This window comes from Patescibacteria group bacterium (genome assembly GCA_028711655.1).
In the GTDB taxonomy this organism is placed as follows: domain Bacteria; phylum Patescibacteriota; class Patescibacteriia; order Patescibacteriales; family JAQTRU01; genus JAQTRU01.
On the sequence record JAQTRU010000015.1, the window covers coordinates 1 to 22,277 of the forward strand.

Sequence of the window (22,277 nt, forward strand, 5' to 3'; positions counted from 1 at the left end):
AACTAAAATTTTTATAAAAACGGCAGCCGCTTTATTCAAGCGAGGGTGAATTTTTTTTATTTGGACGGCCGTTATGACCAGAAGGGGCAGGCAGGAAACAAGAAACATTGTTAAACCGGACAAAGAGCCAAGCGGATTGAAGCTGATTGCCTGCGTAAAGGGCAGGGGCAGAATAAAGAACCCCAACAGCTGAAACAAAGAATAAAAGGTTGCCAGGGAAGAAGAAATGATTAAAGACCAAAATAGCATCTTTATTCTCTTCAGGTTGATATTATTTGAAACCAAATAGAAAAACAGGGAAAAAATTATAACCGCCGCCAGCCCCTTGGTTAAATTTGTATAAGCGCCTATGAGGCTGTCCTTTTGGCTTACGGAAAGGATTGTCGCCACAAGGAAAACCGCCGCCAGAATTAAAATCGGCCAGTCAAGCGGCGTTCTTTTTAGCTCCAATTCTCCGTCCAAAACTCCCTTGGTCACCCAGGCGACAATAGCGAACAGAACAAGAAAATAAAATAACATTATTTTCTCAAAACCAAATCCCGACAACGCCTGACCCGTGAAAAACAAGGGGCAAAGAAAAAATATAAGGGTAATCAGGGCAATAATAATAAAGTCCAAAAATTTAGTCGCCGGTTTCCCGCTTTCTTTTTGGACTATCTGCTTGGATGAGATAAAATTTTTTAATCCGCTCATAATTTTAAAAATAAAATAATAAAATAACTTAAAAATTTAACAGGGACATTTCTATTTTTTGTATTATTTTGTTATTTTAAAGTTCTTTAAAAATATCCAAATATTTTTCCGCCGCTTTGCGCCAGCTGAACTCAAGCGCTTTTTTCCTGCCGCTTTGCGCCAGATTATTCCTTAAATTTTCGTCTGTTAAAACTCTCTCTATCGCTTTTGCCATCTCGCCGGTTTGATAAGGGTCAACCGGAAAAAACGCCTCCCCGCCAATTTCCGGCAAACTGGATGAAAAACTGGATATTACCGGCAATCCGCAAGCCATAGCCTCTAAGGGAGGAAAGCCGAATCCTTCATAAAAAGAAGGGAAGACAAAAACAGAAGCCAAATTATAAAGGTAAACCTTATCCTCTCCGGGAATATAACCCAAAAATTTTATGTCATTTCTGTATTTTGATTTACTCCACTCGTCTAAAATTCCCTTTCCTTTCCAGCCTTCGCCGCCGGCTATCGCCAAACCTACGCCGTCAAAGCCGGAACCGCCCTCCCTTAACTTATTATAGGCTTTTATTAAGCCAATAATGTTTTTGCGCGGCTCCAGTGTCCCTAAAAACAAAATAAATTTATCAGCCAAACCATGTTTTTCTTTCACCCTTTTTAGATTTTCGTCATTCTTTTCAATAATCCCGTATTCTTCGCCCAGGCCGGAATAAACAACTTCCACTTTATTTTCATCAATTCCCCCCAACTCCACTATGTCATTTTTTGTGTTTTCCGAAACGGCGATAATCTTGTCGGATTCTCTCATCAACTTCTTAACATTTATTATATAATGCCACAAATTTCTCCGCAAGCTGAAAAAATCCGGGTAGCGGAGAAAGGACAGGTCATGAATAGTTAATATTTTTTTCGTTTCGGGAGACAAAGATATAAAATTGATATGAGGCATCCAAAAAACATCTGTTCCGAGCATTCTGTCAATCTTCGGATATCGTAAAATCTTCTGCGACAAACAATTGAAAATTTTATTCGGATAGCGGCGGCCGACCACCTCGACATTTTCATAATTAAAAACCGGCAGGCGATCTTTGATATCGCGGCCGGAATTATAAAAAAGTTTATACTCGTTTTCCCTATCCTCTCTTAAAATCGCCCTAACTAAATTAAACGTGTACTCTGACACGCCGCTATACTCTTTTTCCATTAAAGTCCTTATGTCAATGCCGATTCGCATAGCGAAAAATAACCAATAACCAAATTCCAATAATCAAACAATAAATAATAATTAATAACCAATTAGCCAAAGTGTTTGGTTATTGAAGTTTAGTTATTAAATATTGTTTGGAATTTGATTATTGGTTATTATTGATTATATTTAAATTACACCACTTTTTTGTCATCAGAAGAAAAAAATTTCTTGTATTCCTCTTCAATAAATCCTTTCATCTCCTTCTTAAATTTTTCTACAGAAAACCGTTCGGCTTGGCTACGAATTTCATCCGGCTGCCACCGATTTTTGCCAAAATTCTCCACGGCTTCAGCCACCGCTTCCGGTGTCTGCTCATCAAAAAATATTCCGGTCTTTCCCTCAACTACGGTTTCGGCCGCTCCGCCTTTGCGGAAGGCTATTACCGGCCGGCCGGAAGCCATCGCCTCTATAACGGTAATGCCGAAATCTTCTTCCTGCGGATTTAAAAACGCCTGGCAACGGCTATATAAATCCGCTTTGGTTTTATCATCAACTCTGCCCAAAAATTCAATATTTTTGCGCCCGGCGGCAATTCCTTTCAGTCTTTCCAAATCCACTCCATCCCCGAAAATTTTAAGATTTTTCCCCGAATTTTTAAAAGCTTCCACGACAATATCCACCCGTTTATAAGGCGCCAACCGGCCGCCGATCAAAAAATAGTCGTCTTGTTTTTCGGAAATATAAAAATTTTCAATCTCCGCCGGCGGGTAAATTACGGCCGCTCTCCGCCTATAATACTTTTTTATCCTGTCTTTCACCGCCATTGAATTGGCGATATAGGCGTCAACGCGGTCAGCCGCCAATCTATCCCAAATCCTCACGTAATTTAAAACCAAAGAAATAATTTTTTTTAAATATTTATTGTATTTGAGCTCGTTTATGTACTGGTGGGTATAATCCCAGAGATAGCGAGTCGGAGTATGGCAATAACAAATATGAAGGGTATTGGTTGAAGTAACCACGCCCTTGGCGAAAGAACTGGTATCGGAAATAACCAAATCATATTCGCGCAAATCAAAGAATTCCACGGCCATGGGCATAAACGGCATATACCATTGGTAATGCCTTATGCCGCCGGGGAGCTTTTGGATGATGGAAGTTTCTATGCGACGGTTTTTGAAATATTTGTCCGCGTTTTTCTTTTCGTAGAGCAGGGTATAAATCGGGGCCTCCGAAAACATTTCCGCCAGCACTTTCAAAACTTTTTCCGCGCCCCCGTCCTGGGCTAAATGGTCATGGATTAAAGCAACACGCATTTTGTTTACATTAAGAGTTAATGTTAATTGTTATTATTCCGCCTTTCTTGGCCGCAAAATCGCCAACGGCGTCCGCAATAATATGCCTAAATCAAAAAGAAGCGACCAGTTTTCAATATAGTAAGTGTCCAGTTTGACTTCATCTTCAAAGCTCAAATCGCTGCGTCCGGAGATTTGCGCCAATCCCGTAATTCCCGGTTTAATGGTCAGAACTTTCTTATGGTGCCGTTCATATTTGGCCACTTCCCGAGGCTGGTGCGGCCGGGGGCCGATTAGACTCATACTTCCAAAAAGGACATTGAAAAATTGGGGAAGTTCGTCTATGCTCCAGCGCCTTATGAATTTGCCGACTTTTGTTATGCGCGGATCCGCCGCGATTTTATAAACCGGGCCTTCCTTGGTATTTTGTTTTTCTATCAGCTCTTTTTCAAATCTGATGGCTCGCTCGCTGTTAGTGTATTCTTCGCCCACGCAATGCTGGATAGACATGGATCTGAATTTAAAAACCTTGAATATCCCCTCCCTGCTCACTCTTTCGTTTTTATAAATCACCGGTCCCCTTGATTCCAGTTTTATGGCCAAAGCCGTAATAATCAATATCGGACTGAAAAGGATAATAAAAAAAAGGGAAAGAATAATGTCAAAAATTCTTTTGATAATCCTCCCCCAGCCTTCCAAGGACGTTTTTTTGACTTCGACAATAGGTATGCCGGCGATTTCCGCCACCTCGGTTTTTAAGACTTTCGTGCCCAAAAGGTCAGCCGCATATTTAAAAGTAATGTGGCGCTCCTCGGCAAAATCAAATAAGCGCAAAATTTCCGCCTTGGACAAATTGGGGTCGCTCTGAATTATTTCGTCTATTTTTTGTCCCGCCAAACGATAATCGCCTATAAACTTATCCAATTCTTCGGCCGTGTCAATACTAAAACCCCGCAAACGTTTTACCGCTTCATAGCCGGACTTCTTGTTTCGGAAAAATTCCCGGACCAAGACTTCGGTGGTCTGGCTGTTGCCGACCAAAACCACCTTGTGGACCCCAACTCCGAAAGAAAAAAGAATTTTTTGCAATCCCCTTATCAAGGCGCGGGAAAAACTTACGTAAAAAATAGACAATATCCAGCCGGCCAAAACAATAAAACGAGAATCAAATAACTCCCGCCTAAAAAAAATTAAAATAACTATCGCCACTAAACCGGTAGAGCAAGCCAGCACCACCCGATAAAATTCTTTTATCAGCCCCCGGGTGTCTTTAACGTTATAAAGACCGGAAAAAGCGAAAATAACCACCCACAAAAAAGCGACAAGCAGAACCGCCTTAAAGTAGGCGGGGAAGGGCAAATTAAAAATAACCGGCCTAATCTCCGTGGTAAATTCGGCAAAACGGATATAATAAGCGGAAACGCCGGCCAGGATTATCATTAAAAAATCCAAAGGGACCAATAAAAAGGTAAAGAATAGTTCGCTGCGTTTCATATTGAACTTACAAATTATCACCGCCTTGGCGGGATCCCGCCCTCCACGCCCCGTCGTCGCCTTTGGCGTGACCCCGCAAAATGCGGTGGCCAAAGGCGAGGCTCCGCTAAAAAGCGGGGCCGTGGGCAAATAATTTTATATAAGTGGCGGGACAAATCAACTACAAATTTACGAATAATATTTAAAATGTTTATTTAATGTACAAATCATTTTTTTTAGTATTCGTAAATTTGTATATATTCCTAATTTTTAATTTAAATTTCATTAATATCAGGGCAAGCTGTAAGCCGGATTCTGTCTCGCCCGACTAATGTTGTCAGACAACATTGGCGGGTTAAATAGTCATCTATCTAGCCCCACGATTACTCATGGGGTCAAGCGAGCCACTTTCTCTTATGCTAAAGCATAAGTTTGCTCTTGCTTCAGGCAGGGTTTACCGCGTCTCTCTGTTACCAGAGGACGATCCAAGTAGCGTAAATTAAACGGATATCCGAGATTAATTTACACACCCCGGAACTTTTCACGTTTGACCAATGCCCCGCATTAAAAATTTAAAATTTATCACCGCCATAGCGGGATCCCGCCCTTCACCGCCGTTGGCGGGACTCCGCCTACATTAAATTAATAAAGTGGCGGAGCAATTAATTATATAATAAAGTGGCGGGAAAATTTAAAATTTCAATGCGAAGCATTGATTAGTATAGTCTCTGTGGCACTTTCCCTAAGATTGCTCTTGGCGGGAATTACCCGCTGCCGGTTTTGAAGTCCGGACTTTCCTCCCGCCCAAATTTTTGGATACTATTTTTTACCTTTTAAACAATTCTGCAAAACTTTTTTAACATAATTTCTACCCCATCCGGTTTTATAATATTTCTCCCTTGACATTGCATCTTTCTGGTTTGAATATGCTTCATAATAAATTAACTCGAGCGGTCTTCTATTCGAAGTTGCCAAAGACATACCATTCCTATGCTCCAACATTCTTCTTCTTAAATTATTAGTATAACCTATATATAACTTCCTGTCTTTTTGGCTAAATAATATATAGACGTAATACATAAATAAAATCCAAAAATTTGGGCGGGTGACTATCCGCTTACCCTGATATTATTGAAATTTAAAGGACGGCGCTAACATACGAATAACATAGCATCAGACAACCTAAAAGTCAATAAATTGTATTATATTTTATTTAATATTAGCTAAATTTTCTAAAAATAAACAAACTTAAGATATTTAAAAACATTGACAATATTTAAAAAATGTATTAACATAAAAAATCGCTCTTTTTACGTTCAACTCTATATTCTGAGTCCAAAAAATCCGCCAATACACCAAAAAGCGAGGAATGAAATGTCTGCAATCCTTATGGCTCCCGGTTTTTTCGGCAATGAGGGCGTTTGGCGCAAAGTAGAAAATTTCTTTAGAGATCTGGGGTTCAAGTGCTCCCCCATTACCCTGCCGTATCGAGTAAAATTCGCCAAAGTCCCAAATCCCAAATTGGGGGAAATCTGCGAAAAGGATGATATGGATTTTCTTTTGACGCGGATCGCCGAAATCAAAAAAACATTGGCCCCGGGCGAACTCTTCGTCGGCATGGGATATTCCCGAGGCGCCCTCCTCATCCTCAAGCTTCAACAAATATTCGCCGAAAAGGGAGAAAAACTCTTTGATAAAATTGTTTTAATCGCTCCGGCTCCGCCCAGGGGAATCAGCGCTTTAAGCTGGCCGGCTATAAAAGCTTATTTGAGCGTAAAGCCCCTCTGGAAATTTTGGCAAAAGCCGGTAAGGCGGGAATTTGCCAGCATGGCCGCCGCGGTTATGGAAAAATGGATGCCTGATCAAGACAAAAAAGAAATTTTCGGAGATTTTTCTTGGGAATCGGGACGAGTGATCCTTGAAACTCTGCTCTCTCCGCCCAAAATTGATCCGAAGAAAATTGGTTGCCCGGCCCTGGTTGTCGCCGGCACGTACGATTTGCTCATCCCTCCGCCGGTAGCCAAAAAAATCGCGACGATGTTTTCCGCGGATTACCGCGAGGTTAAAGGCGCCCACTTCACCCTAAAGGGATCGGCTAGAAAAAGGATGTGCGAACTTATTGCAGAATGGATTTTCGAAATATAAAAAAATAAGGACGAGAAAGCCGCTCGTCCTTTTTTCTATCCTTTTTTATTTTTCCCAACCGCCTCTTCTCATACCTTCCGTTAACTCCATATAAAACTCCAAATTATTCAAACTCGCCAGTTTCGCTCCCAGGGGTTCTTTCAACCTAAACAGGTGATGCAAATAAGCCTTGGTATATTGCCGCAGTTCCGATAATTTGCTCTCCGAATTAATTGGCGAAAAATCTTTGGCAAATTTTGCATTATTTATATTTATAGTCTCATAAAAATTTTTTGACATTTGAGCTTTGACATTGATTTGACATTTGAGCTTTGACATTTGTGATCCACAATTTCTTTTCCAAAGAAAAAGCTTTCCATGCCTTCCCTCTCTTGTCGGAATAACACAATCAAAAATATCCCAGCCCATCCCGGCCGACCGGACAATATCTTCCGGCAATCCTATGCCCAAAGCGAAGCGGATAGAATTTTTAGGAATTAAATCAGCCGTAAATCGCAAAACTTTATCCAAAAACTTTCCCTCGTTATCAACCGGCCTGGCGCCAAAGCCATAGCCGGCAAACCCGATTTTGATCAGTTCCTGCGCGCAATACTGCCTTAAATCCAATTCGGCTCCGCCCTGGATAACGCCAAAAAGCAAGGGTCGTTTGCCGGTTTTTATTTTGCGTTTTTTGATTTGCTTGTCGTATTCAAGCCGGCACCGGCGAGCCCAATCAATTGTCCGTTCCACTGATTTTTCTAAATCGGTCCGACCAAAATCATTAGGCGGGCAATCATCCAGGCAAACCATCATGTCAACGCCCAAATCAAATTGGATCTGAATTGATTTTTCCGGAGTGAGAATATGCCGGGAACCGTCCAAAGGAGATTTAAATTCCGCCCTCTGATCGCTGATTTTCCCCATAGCCGGATTTTTGTGAATTAAAGAAAAAACCTGAAAGCCGCCGCTGTCAGAAAGGATTGGACCGGACCAGTCCATAAATTTATGGACTCCGCCAGATTTTTTTATAATTTCCAGCCCTGGCTGTAGATAAAGATGCAGGGTGTTTACCACCAAAGCTTTAACCCCGGCTTTTTTCAACTCCTCGTTGCCGGTTAGCTTAACAAATCCCCTAGTCGCATCCGGCATAAAAAAAGGAGTGGTGATACTCCCATGCGGCGTTATTATAGTCTTTGATCTTATTTTACTTGTTTTAATTTCATTCATAATAATAAAAAATCCTAAGCACTAAATCCTAAACTCTAAACAAACTCTAAATCCAAATTTTCGAAATTCAAAACGCTCCGCCCCACCCTCGCGACTGTTTTGAAAATTTGAATTTTGAAAATTTGATATTGTTTAGGATTTAGATATTAGGATTTCGAATTTTTTTATTCCACCCGTCCATCGCTGTTCATCCCGGCAATATCATCATCTTCCAGTTTTGTGGTCTTGGCTTTGGCAGCGCTAACGACAATGCCTCTGGTTTCGCTGTCAATCGCCGTAGCAGCGGCTTCCGGCAACAGGACCATAATTTTATTTCTGTCCGACTCGGCGGGCGTGATGCTTATATTAAATTCGGCATCGGCCCGATAAACCGTAATCGGCAGCCGGCCGATCTCCCAGGTAACTTTTCGCGAACCGCTGTCATATCTAATAACGCCGACCGAAGTCCGGTTTTTATTGTCCCAACTCACGTATTCCGGCAAGCTAACTTCCACTTTCGCCTCATTAAGCTCATGGAGATTGTTGGATAGAGTCCAATAAACCTTAAAGCTGGTTGTCTCCCCGACTTTGGGCGGCAAAGGCCCGTTGCCTACCGGCATATTATCAGCGTTAAAATATCTTACTTCCCCTTTCAGAGACAAGTCGCTATTGATTTTGTTGATTATGGTATTGCTGCGGTTATCAATATTTTCTTTGAATTCCTCGCTGTTGCCGATGCTGAATTGGACATAACTTTTTATTTGAAAGCTTCGTCCGGCTACGGCCTGCGCTTGCGCCAAAGAAACTATATCAAAAGAAAAATCTATTATTCCCTCCCGATCCGGCTCCAACTCCGCCAAAGCCGGAATTTCTTCTTTTGTCCAGGTTATGGTATTGCCCTTTTCCCGGCCCCCGCTTTCTTCCTTGAGGGTTTTCCAATCAAGAAAATCACTTTCCAAAACCGCCATCAAGACCACGTCTTTCATGGCGGTTTCGCCCTTATTGTTATAAACGATTGAATAATTAAGCCGATCTCCGAAATTCACCGCTTGGTCGTTTTTCGAGCCGTTTATTATCAGGGTTAAATTCAAATCGCTTTTTATTACCTCAATTTTTATCCTCTTTTCCAAAAAAGAATGGGTCTTGTCGTCTTCGGCCAGATTCTCAAACCGCATAATAATTTCCTGTTCGTCAGATATTTTTTTGCTTAATTTATATTTTATTTTAAATTCCCTCTCCTCCTCTTTCGCTCCGCTAATGTTGTAAACGCCGGCCCTGACTTTTTCTATCGCCAAACTCTCGCTGTCTTTGCCGTCTTTCGCTTCAACCGCAGCCGCAGAAATGATTTCCATATTCTCCAGGGGGTCGATCGTAAATTTGAACTGGGGAAAAAAATTATTCTCTTGGGCTTTAATTTTAACGGCAATTTCGTTTTCCTCGCCCAGCAAAACCGTTGAAGAATAATCAAAATCAATATCAATCCCGATATCTTCAACCGCGATAGCCAGGGAGGTTTCCTTTTTAAACTCGGAAGAAAAATTTTCCGGCGTATAGACTATTTTGGCCAAAATTATATTGCTAGTTTCCTTTCCATTGATTATCTTTCCCTTTATTTTTACGCTGCCGCTTCCCCCCGAATTTAAATTGTCAAACTGCCAAACGGAATTTTTCTCTCCCGGGAGGGGCAAGCTGTCCAAAAAAATAAAATTTTCCGGATAGGAAACCTCTATTCTGATATTTTTGGCGCTAACCCGGCTTAAATTCCTATAATCCAACGTAAAGAAAAATTCCTCGCCGGCTATAACTTTTTCCGGCCCGGAAATGAAAAAATTCAGGGCGGTAGCGTCAGAGCCGCCGTGAAAAATATAATAATAAGACCCGTAGCCCAAGCCGGCCAAAATCGCCAAGAAAAAAATAAGGTTAAGCATCTTGAAAAAAAATCCCCGCTTCTTTTTTATGTTGAGTTTTTTTACATCCACCATATCGCCCTTTTCATCCTGATAAATTTCCGACAAACCGCTGTCAATTTCGTCTTCCCTCGCCTCCTCCTCTATCACTTCTTCAAACTCTTCAATTTCCTCGTCTGTCGGCAATGGCCTTTTTATAAATTCAGACAAGCCGGAACCGCCGTTCCTTACTTTTATTTTTCCGTTAAAGCCATTATTTTTATTTGTGTTTGGCATAATAAAATATCTTAATTTTGATTATTTTAATTCCAAGTTACCATAACAATCCCGGGCGCTCCGGTTCCGTTACTGCCTCCGCCGCCGCCATATCCCGTAGCGCTGGCCGAGCCAGCCGCGCCGTCATTATATCCTCCTCCGCCGCCGCCATCAAATCCATTCAAAGTTCCTCCGGCTCCTAAAGCTCCATAACCACCGTTAGAACTTCCACCACTACCATTACCGCCGCCACCGCCGCCTCCACCAGCTCTATATAAACCAACTAGAGATCCATTTCCACCATTAACACTGTTCGCTCCACCTGTTCCCCCGCCGGGTCCACCACCGGCACCGCCGCTAGCAGTTGCTCCGCTCCCACCATAGGCTGTGACGGTGCCAAAAACTGAATTACCTCCAGCTACCCCCTTACCTCCCCCGGCACCAACCGTAACGCTTACTGTTCCTCCAGCCGTAACGTTATAGGCAGGAATATAAACAACTTCTCCGCCGCCGCCGCCTCCTCCATTATCTCCATTATAACCTCCGCCGCCGCCGGCAACTAATATTATATTAACAAAGCTAACACCCGCCGGAACATTAAAAGTGCCGCTTGATGTAAATACCTCGCCTTTCTCTCTATTGATATACTTTAAAGCTGCAAAAATTGAAGAAGCGGCGGCCGGAGTCGTGGTCGCATCAGCATAAGTGCCGATTCGCGTCTGCAAATACTCCTGCCTTTCAATAATACTGCCGTCAGCGTTAGAAGCAACATTAGAAGAGCTAAAATCATTATTGGCGTCATTATTGCCTAAAATATTCTGGGCAAAGTCCTGGTCGGATGAATTGGGCCCGACTGCTGGTTCAACAAAAGCGGCGTAAACCCAAACCGTAATCACCGCAGTTAAAGTCAAAATAACCGTGGTAATAGCCCGCCAAGCCAGACTTTTGGCTTGGTGCTTTAGTTGAATTTTCAGGGTTTGTTTGTCCATTTTTTTATTTTGTCATCCCGGGCTTGACCCGGGATCCAGGGTCCAGTGGCACGGACATTTTACTTTGCCACAATTATAACAAACCGAACTTTTGGCTATTAAACCCTGGATTCCCGCTTTCGCGGGAATGACAAAGGAAAGTTTATTTCCTTAATCCCCTGTTCAATTGAAAATTAAATCATTGAAAATTTATTGATAATTGAAAATTGATAATTGAAAATTTTTTTAGTCCTCTTTCTCTAGCATCACCGCCCAATATTTATCCGTATTTAACTTATCGCTTATATACCAGCCATCCGGCTCTAAAGATAAGCCAGTTGGATATTTCCAAACAATTTTAAAATTATCAGCCAGTTTCAAACTGGTGTTGATTTCGCTCCCCAAAGAACCGGCCTGCTTCTGGGCGAATAAAGTATAAGGGACAAGGGCTTTTTGGTCCGGGTTGAGAAGTTTTTTTACCTTGTCCGTAAAACCATTTTTTTCTTCTTCCTCTTTCAGGACAAAAGGCAGCTTATATTTCAAATAAATGGTCGCGGTTTTGCCCGGGTCAACCATTGACCAGTTGGCGAAAACCGTTTTCCCGCTTTCATTATATATTTTTGTGCCGCTTCTTTCATCGATTTTGGCCGTTGCTTCTTCGCGATAAACCTCGGGGTCTTTGCTCCAATCCTCGTCCGGGTCTTCAAAATAAATCTCATCGGGCCGGGAAAAACCCTGGGCTTCTAAAAGTTCGCTCCCCGAAGGCACATATATTCTTAGCCAATTAACGTTCCTTACGCCGGCGAACGGCTCGTTTTTTATTCCTTCATGGCTTCTTTCTATCTTCAGGGTGTTGATGACTGAACCGTTGGGCATAACTTCGGATACCAAATTGATTTTCTCCTTTATCCTCTTGTCGCTTTTGCCGCCGGCGATATTGGTATTAACTAGGGATAAATAATCTTTTCCCGCCTGCCTAAGGCCGCCGTCCCAGCCGCGTTTTTCTATTTCTTTTTGCAGTTCTTCATCGGTAAAATAAAATAAAATATGCTTTTCGCTTAAACTCTCTTCAGCCAAGGACAAAATTTTAATCAATTTTTCCTTGTCTAATTTGGACGGCAAATCCATAACAATTTTATCCAACAAATCCCCGATAATTTTTTTCGGCTTGTTGGCTTCCCCGGCAACGGGCTTGGCTTCAACGATAGCTTGGGTTTCAAGCCAAAAATTATCCGCCGTCAAAGTCACGCCGTAATTTTCTGTCATATCAACCGGGCCGATAATAGCCAAAAGTTTTTCTAAAACCGTCGGCGTGAAACTGATAACGCCGTCAACGGTCGGACCATCGCTTCTTTCATAAAACCACATTAACTTTTTCGCCGAAGTCGGCCAATCCGGCCACCAATTGGCGTCCCAAAAATGCCACAAAGGATTTACCAAATGCAAAGGCTCCGGCGCTGTTACCAATTCCCTTAAACCTCCTTCGGTATCATAACTGCCGCCGCCCGGCGCCTCTATATTTTTTATTTTCCCGCCGGCAAAATCAACCAAGGCAAAACTGCCGATAAAGCCCCCGCTGGCCCGCATTTCCGTGTTGTTCTGAAAAACCAATAAATACCGCTTATTCTCGCTAACCCCCAAAAAAACTTCCAATTTATCCATCAAATCAACAAGTCCGGCCAAGCCTTTTTCCAAAACTTCTGTTTTTTTCTGAACCAAGATAAAATTATCCCTATGCTCCCGCGGCAAAGCGCTTGTTTCTATTTCCGCCAGCTTATTCTTTAAGGTCCCGGCCTGCTCAAGGGCCAAGCCGCCGTAGTCAGAAAAATCGCCTATTATCTTCGGAATGTCTACGTTTTGATTATTAAATAGGCTCTCTAAAGCTAAACTCAAATTCTTGCCTAACTCGGAAGCAATCTGCCCGGCCGCCAAAATTTTTTGGCTTTGGGAGGCTAATTTCATTTCTTCATTCGGCATCACTCTCGCCAGGGAAAAAATTAAATCATTTATTTCCGCCAATTCGCCCTGGGCAGCTAAAAAATCATCACCGGCGCGGGAAAAATTATAACTGGCTTTATTAAAATCAAAGGTAAGGGCCGATTCCGAAGCTTCCTGCAGGCTACTGACGGCCCCCTCGGAAACGCCAAGAATTCTGCCTCGCAATTCTTCCAAATCAAACGATTTATAATAAGCGAATATTTTAAAAGGCAAAACCAAAACCAATAAAACCAGAACAAAGCCCGGAATTGAACGCCGCCAATTCAATCTTATTTTCGCCTCGCCGGAAATAATGCTTTTTTGTTCCGCCTCTTTCTTGCCGCAACCGCCTTCTTCTCGTTGGCCATCCGCTATTTTCTCCCCCTTCGGGCTTCTTGCTGACATTTTCCCCATTGGCAACAGCCGGTTTCGCCCGGCTCTTAATTCTCTAAAAAGCAAGATGGCAGCTTTTTCCCCCAGCCCAAAAATTTCTTTGGCAAAATCCCCGGAATTTACATAAAAAACTTGGCCGATGAATTTAACGCCGGAATAAAATTTATAAACCGCTAAAAAAACCAGGCTGATTAGCTCATGAAAAATTAACCCAAAAAATCGAATTAAAAACAAAAATATCCAGCCAAGGCGGTAGCAAAATTTATAGAACATTTTTGCGGCCGAGGAAAAAACAATAATTATAAATTTGGCCAGGCTGAAAACAGCCAGTTGCTCTATTTTGGCGCTGTAAATGTCAAACCAGTCAAGGGCTAATTTCCCGTTGGCGATTAAAGATTCTTTGGTTTCCAGGGGCATTTTCCCGTGGGCGACCAAATGCTCCGCGCCCTTTATGATATTGCTTTTGTCCTCGCGGCAACTATTGAAAAAAATTTGAAAATCCTCTTTCAAACTTCTGCCCTTCTTAAAAAATTCCTTAAAATTAAATTCCGCCAGCCTTTCCAGAAAATCGCCGCCTTTATAAACATCAGCCCTGTTTTCATTATCCATTTCTCCCTCTTCAGCCGCTTTTTTTAAATCAATGACAAAGCGGGAAGACCGGTCTTCTTTTTTAACGGACAGAACGTTCAAATTATCTGTTCGGTTAGGATAGTTATCTTTTTTTTCTTTGGGCATCTTTTCTAAATTAAAGTAAAAAGTTATAAAGTCTCTTGGCCGGAAACGTTTTAAAAAAATTATAAACTTTATAACTTTACAAACTTTTAACTAATATATCCAATCACCCGCCATTTTACCTGGCGGCGACTAATAGGCTTACTAATAATTGGATAATTTACCTTTATATTAGCCAAATTTTATTAAAAACGATTGACAAAAAATAAAATATGTGCTATCATTATATATTAACCTTTCAATAAATTTGTTCGGCTGCGGGTAAGCAAAAACACTCAAAGGATCGGAGGGAATCATGAACGCAACAAACGCAACGGCGGTATCCAGTTATGAAACCATCGAGACCGTGGGGAATGTCTGGGTAAAAGTTCCCAGGCAGGGAAGGGAAATGAGATTGGTATCGGCTCATACTTTCGAGTCGGCGGGTGGACCAATCTCTGTCCCTGACCACTGGCAGAATGGAACAATCGTACAGCAGGATCCTCTCATAATCGTCAATCGGCATTTCTTCGTCGAGCAAGAAGATCTCGGAGAAAAAATCTGCGCGAAGGTTGATGTGGTCAGGAAAACCGGTAGCGATGGGAGGGTTTTTATCATCCTGGACGTCCGCCCCTGCGAGCCAAACCTGGACGCGCCGTTCCTCGTCATGAAATTCAAGAAAGGCGCCGATAGAGGCACGCCCATCCCCGAAACTGATTTCTTCCTGCAGTTCAATCGAACCGCTCCCCTGGAATAAAACGGGGTAGCGGAAAAACCATAGAGGCGAGACATTGATAAAACGATGCCGCCTCTATTTTATTTTTCAAAAACCCTCTGATGTCATTGCGAGGCTCCGCCGGAGCGGAGCCGTGGCAATCTCTGGTTTTACAAATCTAAACTTAAATCTTTCCACTCCGGGTTTAATTTAATTATCAGGTTAATTTTATCTTTTCTTGAACCGGCCTTAATCTGCTTTTCTCTGGCAATGGCGTCGCGGATGTCAGAAAATGTTTCGTAATAAACTAGTTTATTGACATTATACTTAGCGGTAAAACTTAACTTGTTTTCTTGGGTTTTATGTTGGTAATTCCTGTTTAATAAATTATTGGTTACTCCCGTATAAAAAACATTATGGGATTTATTAGTATTAATGTAAACAAAATAGTATCGTTCGTTTAACATGTTTCTCTATTTAACCAGAGATTGCCGCGTCGCTACGCTCCTCGCAATGACGATAAGTGGCTTTTTTATTTTTAATTTTTTAAAACCTCTTTATAAACTCTCAATGTTTCTCGCGCGCATTTCTCCCAGCTATATTTTTTAACTTGCTCGTATCCCCTCTTTACCAAATCTTCTCGCAAATTTTTATCTTCTATAACCTCTTCAACTTTTCTTACCATCTCTTTTTCGTCCTCCGGATTAAAATAAATCGCGGCTTGGCCTAAAACCTCGGGCAAACTGGACTTATCAGAGCTTATTACCGGACAGCCGCAAGCCATAGCTTCCAGAGGCGGCAGGCCAAAACCTTCATAAAACGAAGGAAAAATATAAGCTAAGGCCTGGCTGTAAAAAATTTTCAAATCTTCATCCGGCGCAAAGCCGGGAAAAATTACCGGACTTTCTTTGTCCCAATATTTTTTAGAAAATTCTTTTACCCGCTTATAAAAATAATCCTGCCTACCCACCAAAACTAAACTTAAATCAGGCCTTTTTCCGTGAATAACGGAAAAAACCTTAATTAACCCTTCTAAATTCTTATGCGGATAAGCATTGCCCACATAGAGCAAAAAGGGACTTCTTATATTATAACCTAAAAGTATTTCCTTGTCATGGGAATCGCCTGATTTCCCGTTAAGCGAGCCGGAAACCCCCTCATAGGTAATGGCTACTTTCTCCGTCCTGATTTTAAACTGCCGAACAATATCATCTTTGGTGAATTGCGAAACGGCGATAACAATTTTGGACCTTTTCACGGCCATCCAGATAACGACCCTGTAAACAAAATTTTTTATTTTATAAAAAAGCGGGCTCAAGGTCGTGGCCCGGATGGTCGGAAATTTCGTTAAAATTAAATCATGAATGGTAACCGCGAACTTGACCGGAGTCAATATCGGCACGTTAAAATGGGGAAAATGAAGCAAATCAAGATGCTCCCGCCAGATTAAATAAGGCATGATGATCTGCTCGGCCAAAGTATACCAATGGACTTCAGCTAAAACTTTTTTCACTTTCGGATTATCAGAAACAAAATCGTTAAAATTTTCCCTGCTTAAAAAAACTACATATTCATTCTCCCTGTCTAGGGCCACGACCCTGTCCACAACTTCTTTTGTATACCGGCCCAAACCTTTGCCAATCGGGCCATAAAAGCGGGCGTCTATGCCGATGCGCTTTATTTTTTCTTTATTTTTTCGCATACCTATATTATAACATACCTTCGCGTAACGCATAAAACGTATCGCGTAACGCAAAAACAGGAATTATCGCAACTTTAAAACTTTATGAACTTTATCCCGCCACCTTATTTTATTTATAGCAGACGGGATCCCGCTTTGGCGGTGATAACTTTTAACTTCCTAAAAGAAAACCGCCCTAACAGACGGCTTTTTTTATATTATTTTATTATTTTATTTTTCCCATTATATTCTCCAGTTCTTCATCGCTAAAAAAACTAACAACAATTAATCCGCCTTTGCCCCGGCGCCTTATCTCCGTTTTCGCTCCGAAAAACTCCCGCAAGGAAAACTCCCGGTCTTTATCCGCATAATCAATTTTGACCCGCGCCTGCTTGGTTCCCCCCATTTTTTTGGCCTCTCTATCCGTATCCCGCACGGTCAGATTATGGCGAAGAATTTTTTTAAACAAAGCCATCTGCTTAGCCTGGCCGTCAAGGCCGATTAAATATTTAGCATGGCCTTCGCTGATTTCTCCCCCTACCAAAGCCTGCTGGACTTCTTCCGGCAAATTAAGAAAACGCAGGCAATTACTTATGACCGATCTGGATTTGCCTACTCTCTTGGCCACCTCTTCCTGGGTTAGATTAAACTCATCGGCTAATTTTTTGTAGGCCAAAGCCGCCTCAATAGGGTTCAAATCCTCTCTTTGCAGATTTTCCACCAAAGCCATTTCCAATTTTCTCTGGCTGGAAGCGTCGCGGACAATCACCGGCACTTCTTTTAGGCCCAAATTTTTGGCCGCGCGCAAACGCCGCTCTCCGGCGATTAGCTCATACTCATCCCCTTTTTTGGTAACCACCAAAGGCTGAATAATTCCATATTCCTTGATTGATTCGACCAGTTCATCCATATTGAAATCGGCAAACTGCCTCCGGGGCTGCATCGGATTGACTTGAATTTTATCCGGATTCACTTCCAACACCTTTCCCCGGTCGTCTTCGGAAGTAATATCAACCACGCTCAAGCCTTCGTCGGGCAAGGCGTCCATTTTTTTCACTTTTTGCGGAATAAGGGAGCCAAGCCCCCGTCCCAGTCCGTTAGACATAAAAATAATTTAAAATTTAAAATGAAAAATGTAAAATTTATGAGCGAAGCAAATGCAATAATTATTCATTTTTAATTATTAATTTTCTAAATCTATTACTTCCCTGGCTAATCTTTCATACGCCTTCCCGCCCCGCGAACCCGGATCATAGTGCAGGATTGACCGGCCATAACTCGGCGCTTCAGCCAATTTCACGCTTCGGGGAATTACCGAACGGAAAACACGATTGGGAAAATACTGGTATAATTCATGCATAACCGAAGAGGAAAGACGATTTCGCCCGTCAAACATAGTAATAATTGCGCCCATAATCCCTAATTCCGGTTTTAAATTGTTTTGCACCAAGCCGATGGTTTCTAAAAGTTGGCCTACGCCCTCCAAAGCGTAATATTCGCTTTGAATCGGAATTAAAATTTCATCCGCCGCCACCAAGCTGTTTATAGTCAAAAGCCCCAAGGAAGGCGGCCCGTCAATTATTATATAATCATATTCGTCTTTTATATGTTCCAAGATTCGGGCCAGCCGGTATTCCCGGTTTTCCATATTAACCAATTCCACGCCGGCGCCGGCCAAAGCCAGAGTTGAAGGGGCGATTTTGTACCCGTCCTGCAAGGTTCTTTTGGTAATTTCAAATATTGGTTTAGCCCCGATAATCGCTTCATAAATGCCGCTTTCCAGGTTCTTGTGGTCAATCCCCAAGCCGGAAGTGGCATTGGCCTGCGGATCAATATCCACTAACAAAACCTGCTTACCCAAAGCCGCCAAGTAAGCGCCTAAATTTACGGCCGTAGTAGTTTTACCCACTCCGCCTTTCTGGTTAACGATGGAGATAATCTTTCCCATACAATAATTCAAATCTACAAATGATATTCAAATCTACAAATGATATTCGCGGCATAATTCGCATGTGCCCTATTTGTAGCAGGGCTGCCGAAGGCAAAACAAACATTTGAATTAATTTGTAGATTTGAATTATATCATTATTATAACTTATCTATATGGTTTTGACAATTTAGTTTAATTTTATTATACTAAAAACAGCTAAATTATTAAGGAAGAGCTTAAAGCCTATTTTAAATTACCTTCCCGGCAGCTTAAAAAGAGAGAAATTCTAAAATCTTAAATTTGAAATCTAAAATCAAAAGGCCCTGGTGGCGGAACTGGTAGACGCGCACGACTCAAAATCGTGTGGACGCAAGTCCATGAGAGTTCGATTCTCTCCCTGGGCACAGGTAAATTCAGATTTCAGAATGTAAATTTCAGAATTCCAAATTAAAAATCTTACAAAAGCCAAACTAAAGAGGAGGTTGGCTTTTTTGTTCATTTGACAACTAGATTAACCAAGATAAAAACACGCTCAAACAGGAGACGCAAGAATGAAAAATTTAATCATGCCCGGAAACCCGAGATATCAGCCAAGGGTAATGGCAGGAATCTTCGGCTATGACAATCTTTACAAAGAAGCCGCTGGAGTGGAAATCGCCACCTTGATGGTTCTCGGAGAAATCGGGGTAATCCCGTCGGAAGAGATGGCCGAATTGCAAACGGATTTGATTGAAAAAATCCTCGCTATTCCGACAACCGAGGTTGACAGGATTGAAAGAGAAATAACTCACCATGATGTCAGAGCCTGGGTGAGAGCAGCTCAAGAAATAATCCGGGGCGGATTAAAAAAGTGGGTTCACATTCCCCTTACGAGTTATGATCCGCTGGACACGGGGCGTATGCTCCAATTCCAGAAAGCTTATGATTCTGTCCTCCGCCCGTCCATAAAAGAAGTCGTATTCCATTTTGCGGACTTGGCGGAAAAATTCGCGAGCCAAATCCAGATCGGCAGGACGCATGGGCAGCATGCTCTGCCCATAACGGTCGGATTTTGGCTGGCAACTATTTTAAGCCGGATTGTCCATAATTGGGAAAAAATTGATTATTTCAGTCTGGCTTTGGAGGGAAAAATTTCCGGAGCCGTCGGCGCTCATAACGCCCAGATCGGCCTCGGCTTCAATCGGCTTTGTGGTGAAAAAACTTTTGAAAAACTCGTGCTGGAAAAATTGAACCTGCCGCCGGCAAGAATCAGCAACCAGATATTACCGCCGGAACCGCTCGCTTATTTTCTTTTCTCCTGCTGTATGCTATCAGCTTCATTAGCCCAGTTCGGCAGGGATTGTCGGCATCTAATGAGAACCGAAATAGCCGAGGTCGCGGAAGCGTTTGAAGCCACCCAGGTCGGTTCTTCCACTATGGCCCACAAAAGAAACCCGATCAATTTCGAAAATCTGGAGGGTATGTGGATAAGAACGAAAAATGAGTTCGGCAAGGTCCTTGACACTTTGATAAGCGAGCATCAACGAGACCTTGTCGGCAGTTCCGTGGTCAGGGATTTCCCCATCATCGTAATCAATCTCCAGCAACAGCTCAATGCCCTTTTGCGGCCAAATAATAACGGGGAGCCTTTTATCAGCCGAATTACGATTAATGGCGACGCTTGTCAGAAAAATTTCCAGATGAGCGCCGATCTGATTTTGGCCGAACCTCTCTATATCGCCATTCAGATGGCCGGATATCAGGGGGACGCGCACGAATTGGTCAACCGGAAGCTGGTTTCGCCGGCGGCTGAAAGAAAAGTCCCTTTGGTTGAAGTTTTGAGCGAACTGGCGGAAGATGATGATGGTTTGAAGAATGTTATAGGCAACATTCCGGAAGAAGTCTGGGATCTCCTCCACTATCCGGAAAGATACACGGGCGATGCCGCAGAAAAAACTGGCGAAATCGTCCAATACGCCAGAAGCAAGATAAAAACCCTTTGAGTAAAAAACAACGGCGCTCGACGCAAGTCAAACGCCGCTTTTTTATTTCATTTTTTTTATTCTTGATTTTTTATAAAAAGTCTGGTAAGGTAAGGAAAATGTTCGTTTGTAAACCCTAACTGAAAGGAGAAGCTGATGCAACTAACAAAACTCGGGAACCTCATCCTTAACGGAAGCGCAAAAGATATCTATGCCCTTCCCGGCACAGATGATATCGCCTTCCGCTTCCTTGACACTTTTTCGGTGTTTGATGTCGGCCGGGCCGATTATGAAATCAAGGGCAAAGGGCAGGCTGTCTGCGCCTGCGCCGTACAGTCTTTTTTTATGGCCCAGTCAATCGGAATCCCCACTCACTTCGTGGAACAACTTGACCAGGCAACGATCAGAGTGAAAAGGGCGCAGGTCATTACCGGCCGCTCCCTCACTCCGGCTGACGCAAATTATGTTGTTCCGGCCGAATGGATTTACCGTTTGAGGGTTGCCGGAAGCATCCACCGAAATTTCAGCGCCGGGGATAAAAATCCGGAGGATTACGGATTGCCCGCGGGAGCCATTCCCAGGGTGGGCACGCCGTTCCCCTGGCCGGTCCATCATTTCACCACCAAATTCGAGGATATTGACCGCGACATCACTTTTTCCGAGGCCTGCGCGATGGCCGGCATTACGGAAAAAGACGCGCTTGAATTCTGGTCAATGATTGACCGGCTTACCGGCGCTATCGGTTTTGAGCTGAACGCCAGCGGCTTCGCCTTGGTGGATGGCAAAATGGAGTGCCTGATGGGGCCGAACCGCGAGAAACTCATCGGTGACGTTTTCGGCACCCCGGATGAAGACCGTTTCTGTCTGCTTGAAGCTCTTGAAGACGGGAGGGTTGAGCATTACTCCAAAGAGTACCTGCGCCAGCTCTTCATTGAAATGGGATATTACGACGAGCTCAAGGCTGCCCGCAAAGCCGGACAGCCCGATCCGCCCATTCCGAGGCTCCCCGAAGAAAAAATCGAAGAAACCAGGCAACGCTACATTGCCGTAGCTGCAAATTACAGCGGCGTGAGTATGTCCGAATAACAGGAGGAAATTATCTTTATAACGCAAAAGCACCGAATCTACTGAATCGGTGCTTTTCTTTTTTAAAAAAAAGTATCTAATATCTAAAACCCAACGTCTAATACCTAGCACCCAAAACCTAACACCCAGTATCCACCACCTACTTCTCCATCTCCTCCACTTTTTTCTTGATTTCCGCATTATCCGGATTAAGCTCTAAAACTTTTTTAAAATATTCCAAAGCCAATTTATCTTCGCCTTTTAGCTCCAAGCCCAGCCCGATGCTGTACAAGGCATTGGCATGTTCCGGATTTATCTCTATTACCGCCAAAAACCTATCCAGGGCTTTGTCAATTTCTCCCTGATTATAATAAAGCCGGCCTTGCTCATAATATATCCTTTCATCTTTATAAATTAGGCTTAGTTTATCCAAAATTTCCAACGCTTCTCCGGCCTTGCCTTGCTGGCCATAAAGACGGGCCAAGGCAAAATCCGCTTCGTGATAATTATTTTTAAGTTCCAACGCTTTCCTTAGGGCCTCTTCGGCTTCATCTAGCTTATCAGCATCCAAATAAACTTTGCCCAGTTCTGTCATGATTACCGGGTTGGAGGGCTCTAAGGCAGAGGCCTGGCTAAAAGCTTTGGCCGCCCAAATTTCGCTTCCCCGCGTAAAAAATCTTATCTCGCGATAAACCGTGCCGAGGGTTTCCCAGGCCGCTACGCAATTAGGGCAATTTTTCGCGGCC

General features: G+C 42.8%; 18 protein-coding genes, 1 tRNA gene and 1 other RNA gene. 5 read left to right on the forward strand and 15 right to left on the reverse strand.

Annotated features, from left to right (window positions below; translation table 11 throughout):
- From PHQ42_02595 to PHQ42_02620, 6 genes are all read right to left on the reverse strand, one after another.
- Positions 1 to 693 (reverse strand): hypothetical protein (locus PHQ42_02595; protein MDD5071602.1); only part of this gene is annotated, 693 nt, incomplete at its 3' end.
- Positions 694 to 769: 76 nt separating this feature from the next.
- Complete coding sequence (locus tag PHQ42_02600; protein ID MDD5071603.1) at positions 770 to 1,915, reverse strand: glycosyltransferase family 1 protein; 1,146 nt, start codon at positions 1,913 to 1,915, stop codon at positions 770 to 772.
- A gap of 146 nt (positions 1,916 to 2,061) precedes the next feature.
- A complete protein-coding gene (locus tag PHQ42_02605; protein ID MDD5071604.1) occupies positions 2,062 to 3,186 on the reverse strand; it encodes a glycosyltransferase in 1,125 nt (374 codons plus the stop codon).
- Positions 3,187 to 3,219: 33 nt separating this feature from the next.
- Entirely contained in the window at positions 3,220 to 4,659 is a 1,440-nt protein-coding gene (locus PHQ42_02610) for a sugar transferase (protein ID MDD5071605.1), read from the reverse strand.
- A 267-nt stretch (positions 4,660 to 4,926) separates the two neighbouring features.
- Positions 4,927 to 5,472, reverse strand: an RNA gene (gene rnpB / locus PHQ42_02615) — RNase P RNA component class A.
- Positions 5,458 to 5,718, reverse strand: coding sequence for a GIY-YIG nuclease family protein (locus tag PHQ42_02620; GenBank protein MDD5071606.1), 261 nt, complete (start codon positions 5,716 to 5,718; stop codon positions 5,458 to 5,460). Before PHQ42_02620 ends, rnpB begins: the two co-directional genes overlap by 15 nt.
- A gap of 309 nt (positions 5,719 to 6,027) precedes the next feature.
- Here PHQ42_02620 and PHQ42_02625 point away from each other — a divergent pair, with 309 nt between their 5' ends.
- The gene (locus PHQ42_02625; GenBank protein MDD5071607.1) at positions 6,028 to 6,783 is read left to right on the forward strand and encodes an alpha/beta hydrolase; all 756 of its coding nucleotides are present in this window, start codon (positions 6,028 to 6,030) and stop codon (positions 6,781 to 6,783) included.
- Between the two features lie 45 nt (positions 6,784 to 6,828).
- On the opposite strand, the gene tgt is transcribed toward PHQ42_02625, so the two are convergent.
- The 4 genes from tgt to PHQ42_02645 form a co-directional block, all read right to left on the reverse strand.
- Positions 6,829 to 7,989 (reverse strand): tRNA guanosine(34) transglycosylase Tgt, encoded by a 1,161-nt coding sequence (gene tgt / locus PHQ42_02630; GenBank protein ID MDD5071608.1) that lies wholly within the window; start codon positions 7,987 to 7,989, stop codon positions 6,829 to 6,831.
- Positions 7,990 to 8,153: 164 nt separating this feature from the next.
- Positions 8,154 to 10,151, reverse strand: a complete 1,998-nt coding sequence (locus tag PHQ42_02635) for a hypothetical protein (GenBank protein ID MDD5071609.1) — start codon at positions 10,149 to 10,151, stop codon at positions 8,154 to 8,156.
- 26 nt (positions 10,152 to 10,177) lie between these two features.
- Complete coding sequence (locus PHQ42_02640) at positions 10,178 to 11,119, reverse strand: hypothetical protein (protein ID MDD5071610.1); 942 nt, start codon at positions 11,117 to 11,119, stop codon at positions 10,178 to 10,180.
- A 225-nt stretch (positions 11,120 to 11,344) separates the two neighbouring features.
- Positions 11,345 to 14,203 (reverse strand): DUF4012 domain-containing protein, encoded by a 2,859-nt coding sequence (locus PHQ42_02645; protein ID MDD5071611.1) that lies wholly within the window; start codon positions 14,201 to 14,203, stop codon positions 11,345 to 11,347.
- Between the two features lie 292 nt (positions 14,204 to 14,495).
- Between PHQ42_02645 and PHQ42_02650 the strand changes: the two genes are divergently transcribed.
- Entirely contained in the window at positions 14,496 to 14,936 is a 441-nt protein-coding gene (locus PHQ42_02650) for a hypothetical protein (GenBank protein MDD5071612.1), read from the forward strand.
- A gap of 128 nt (positions 14,937 to 15,064) precedes the next feature.
- Here PHQ42_02650 and PHQ42_02655 read toward each other — a convergent pair whose 3' ends face one another.
- The 4 genes from PHQ42_02655 to PHQ42_02670 form a co-directional block, all read right to left on the reverse strand.
- Positions 15,065 to 15,361 (reverse strand): GIY-YIG nuclease family protein, encoded by a 297-nt coding sequence (locus tag PHQ42_02655; protein MDD5071613.1) that lies wholly within the window; start codon positions 15,359 to 15,361, stop codon positions 15,065 to 15,067.
- Positions 15,362 to 15,432: 71 nt separating this feature from the next.
- Entirely contained in the window at positions 15,433 to 16,596 is a 1,164-nt protein-coding gene (locus tag PHQ42_02660; GenBank protein ID MDD5071614.1) for a glycosyltransferase family 1 protein, read from the reverse strand.
- 205 nt (positions 16,597 to 16,801) lie between these two features.
- Positions 16,802 to 17,680 carry a ParB/RepB/Spo0J family partition protein gene (locus PHQ42_02665; protein MDD5071615.1) on the reverse strand — a complete coding sequence of 293 codons (879 nt, stop codon included), beginning with the start codon at positions 17,678 to 17,680 and terminating at the stop codon, positions 16,802 to 16,804.
- A 78-nt stretch (positions 17,681 to 17,758) separates the two neighbouring features.
- On the reverse strand, positions 17,759 to 18,523 hold the full coding sequence (locus PHQ42_02670) for an AAA family ATPase (GenBank protein MDD5071616.1): 765 nt from the start codon (positions 18,521 to 18,523) through the stop codon (positions 17,759 to 17,761).
- A gap of 302 nt (positions 18,524 to 18,825) precedes the next feature.
- On the opposite strand from PHQ42_02670, the gene PHQ42_02675 reads away from it, so the two are divergent.
- The 3 genes from PHQ42_02675 (at position 18,826) to PHQ42_02685 (ending at position 21,552) form a co-directional block, all read left to right on the forward strand.
- Positions 18,826 to 18,909 (forward strand) — tRNA-Leu (locus PHQ42_02675).
- Positions 18,910 to 19,056: 147 nt separating this feature from the next.
- A complete protein-coding gene (locus PHQ42_02680) occupies positions 19,057 to 20,487 on the forward strand; it encodes a lyase family protein (protein ID MDD5071617.1) in 1,431 nt (476 codons plus the stop codon).
- A 135-nt stretch (positions 20,488 to 20,622) separates the two neighbouring features.
- On the forward strand, positions 20,623 to 21,552 hold the full coding sequence (locus tag PHQ42_02685) for a phosphoribosylaminoimidazolesuccinocarboxamide synthase (GenBank protein ID MDD5071618.1): 930 nt from the start codon (positions 20,623 to 20,625) through the stop codon (positions 21,550 to 21,552).
- 139 nt (positions 21,553 to 21,691) lie between these two features.
- On the opposite strand, the gene PHQ42_02690 is transcribed toward PHQ42_02685, so the two are convergent.
- Positions 21,692 to 22,277: tetratricopeptide repeat protein (locus tag PHQ42_02690; protein MDD5071619.1), on the reverse strand; the 586-nt coding region annotated here is incomplete at its 5' end.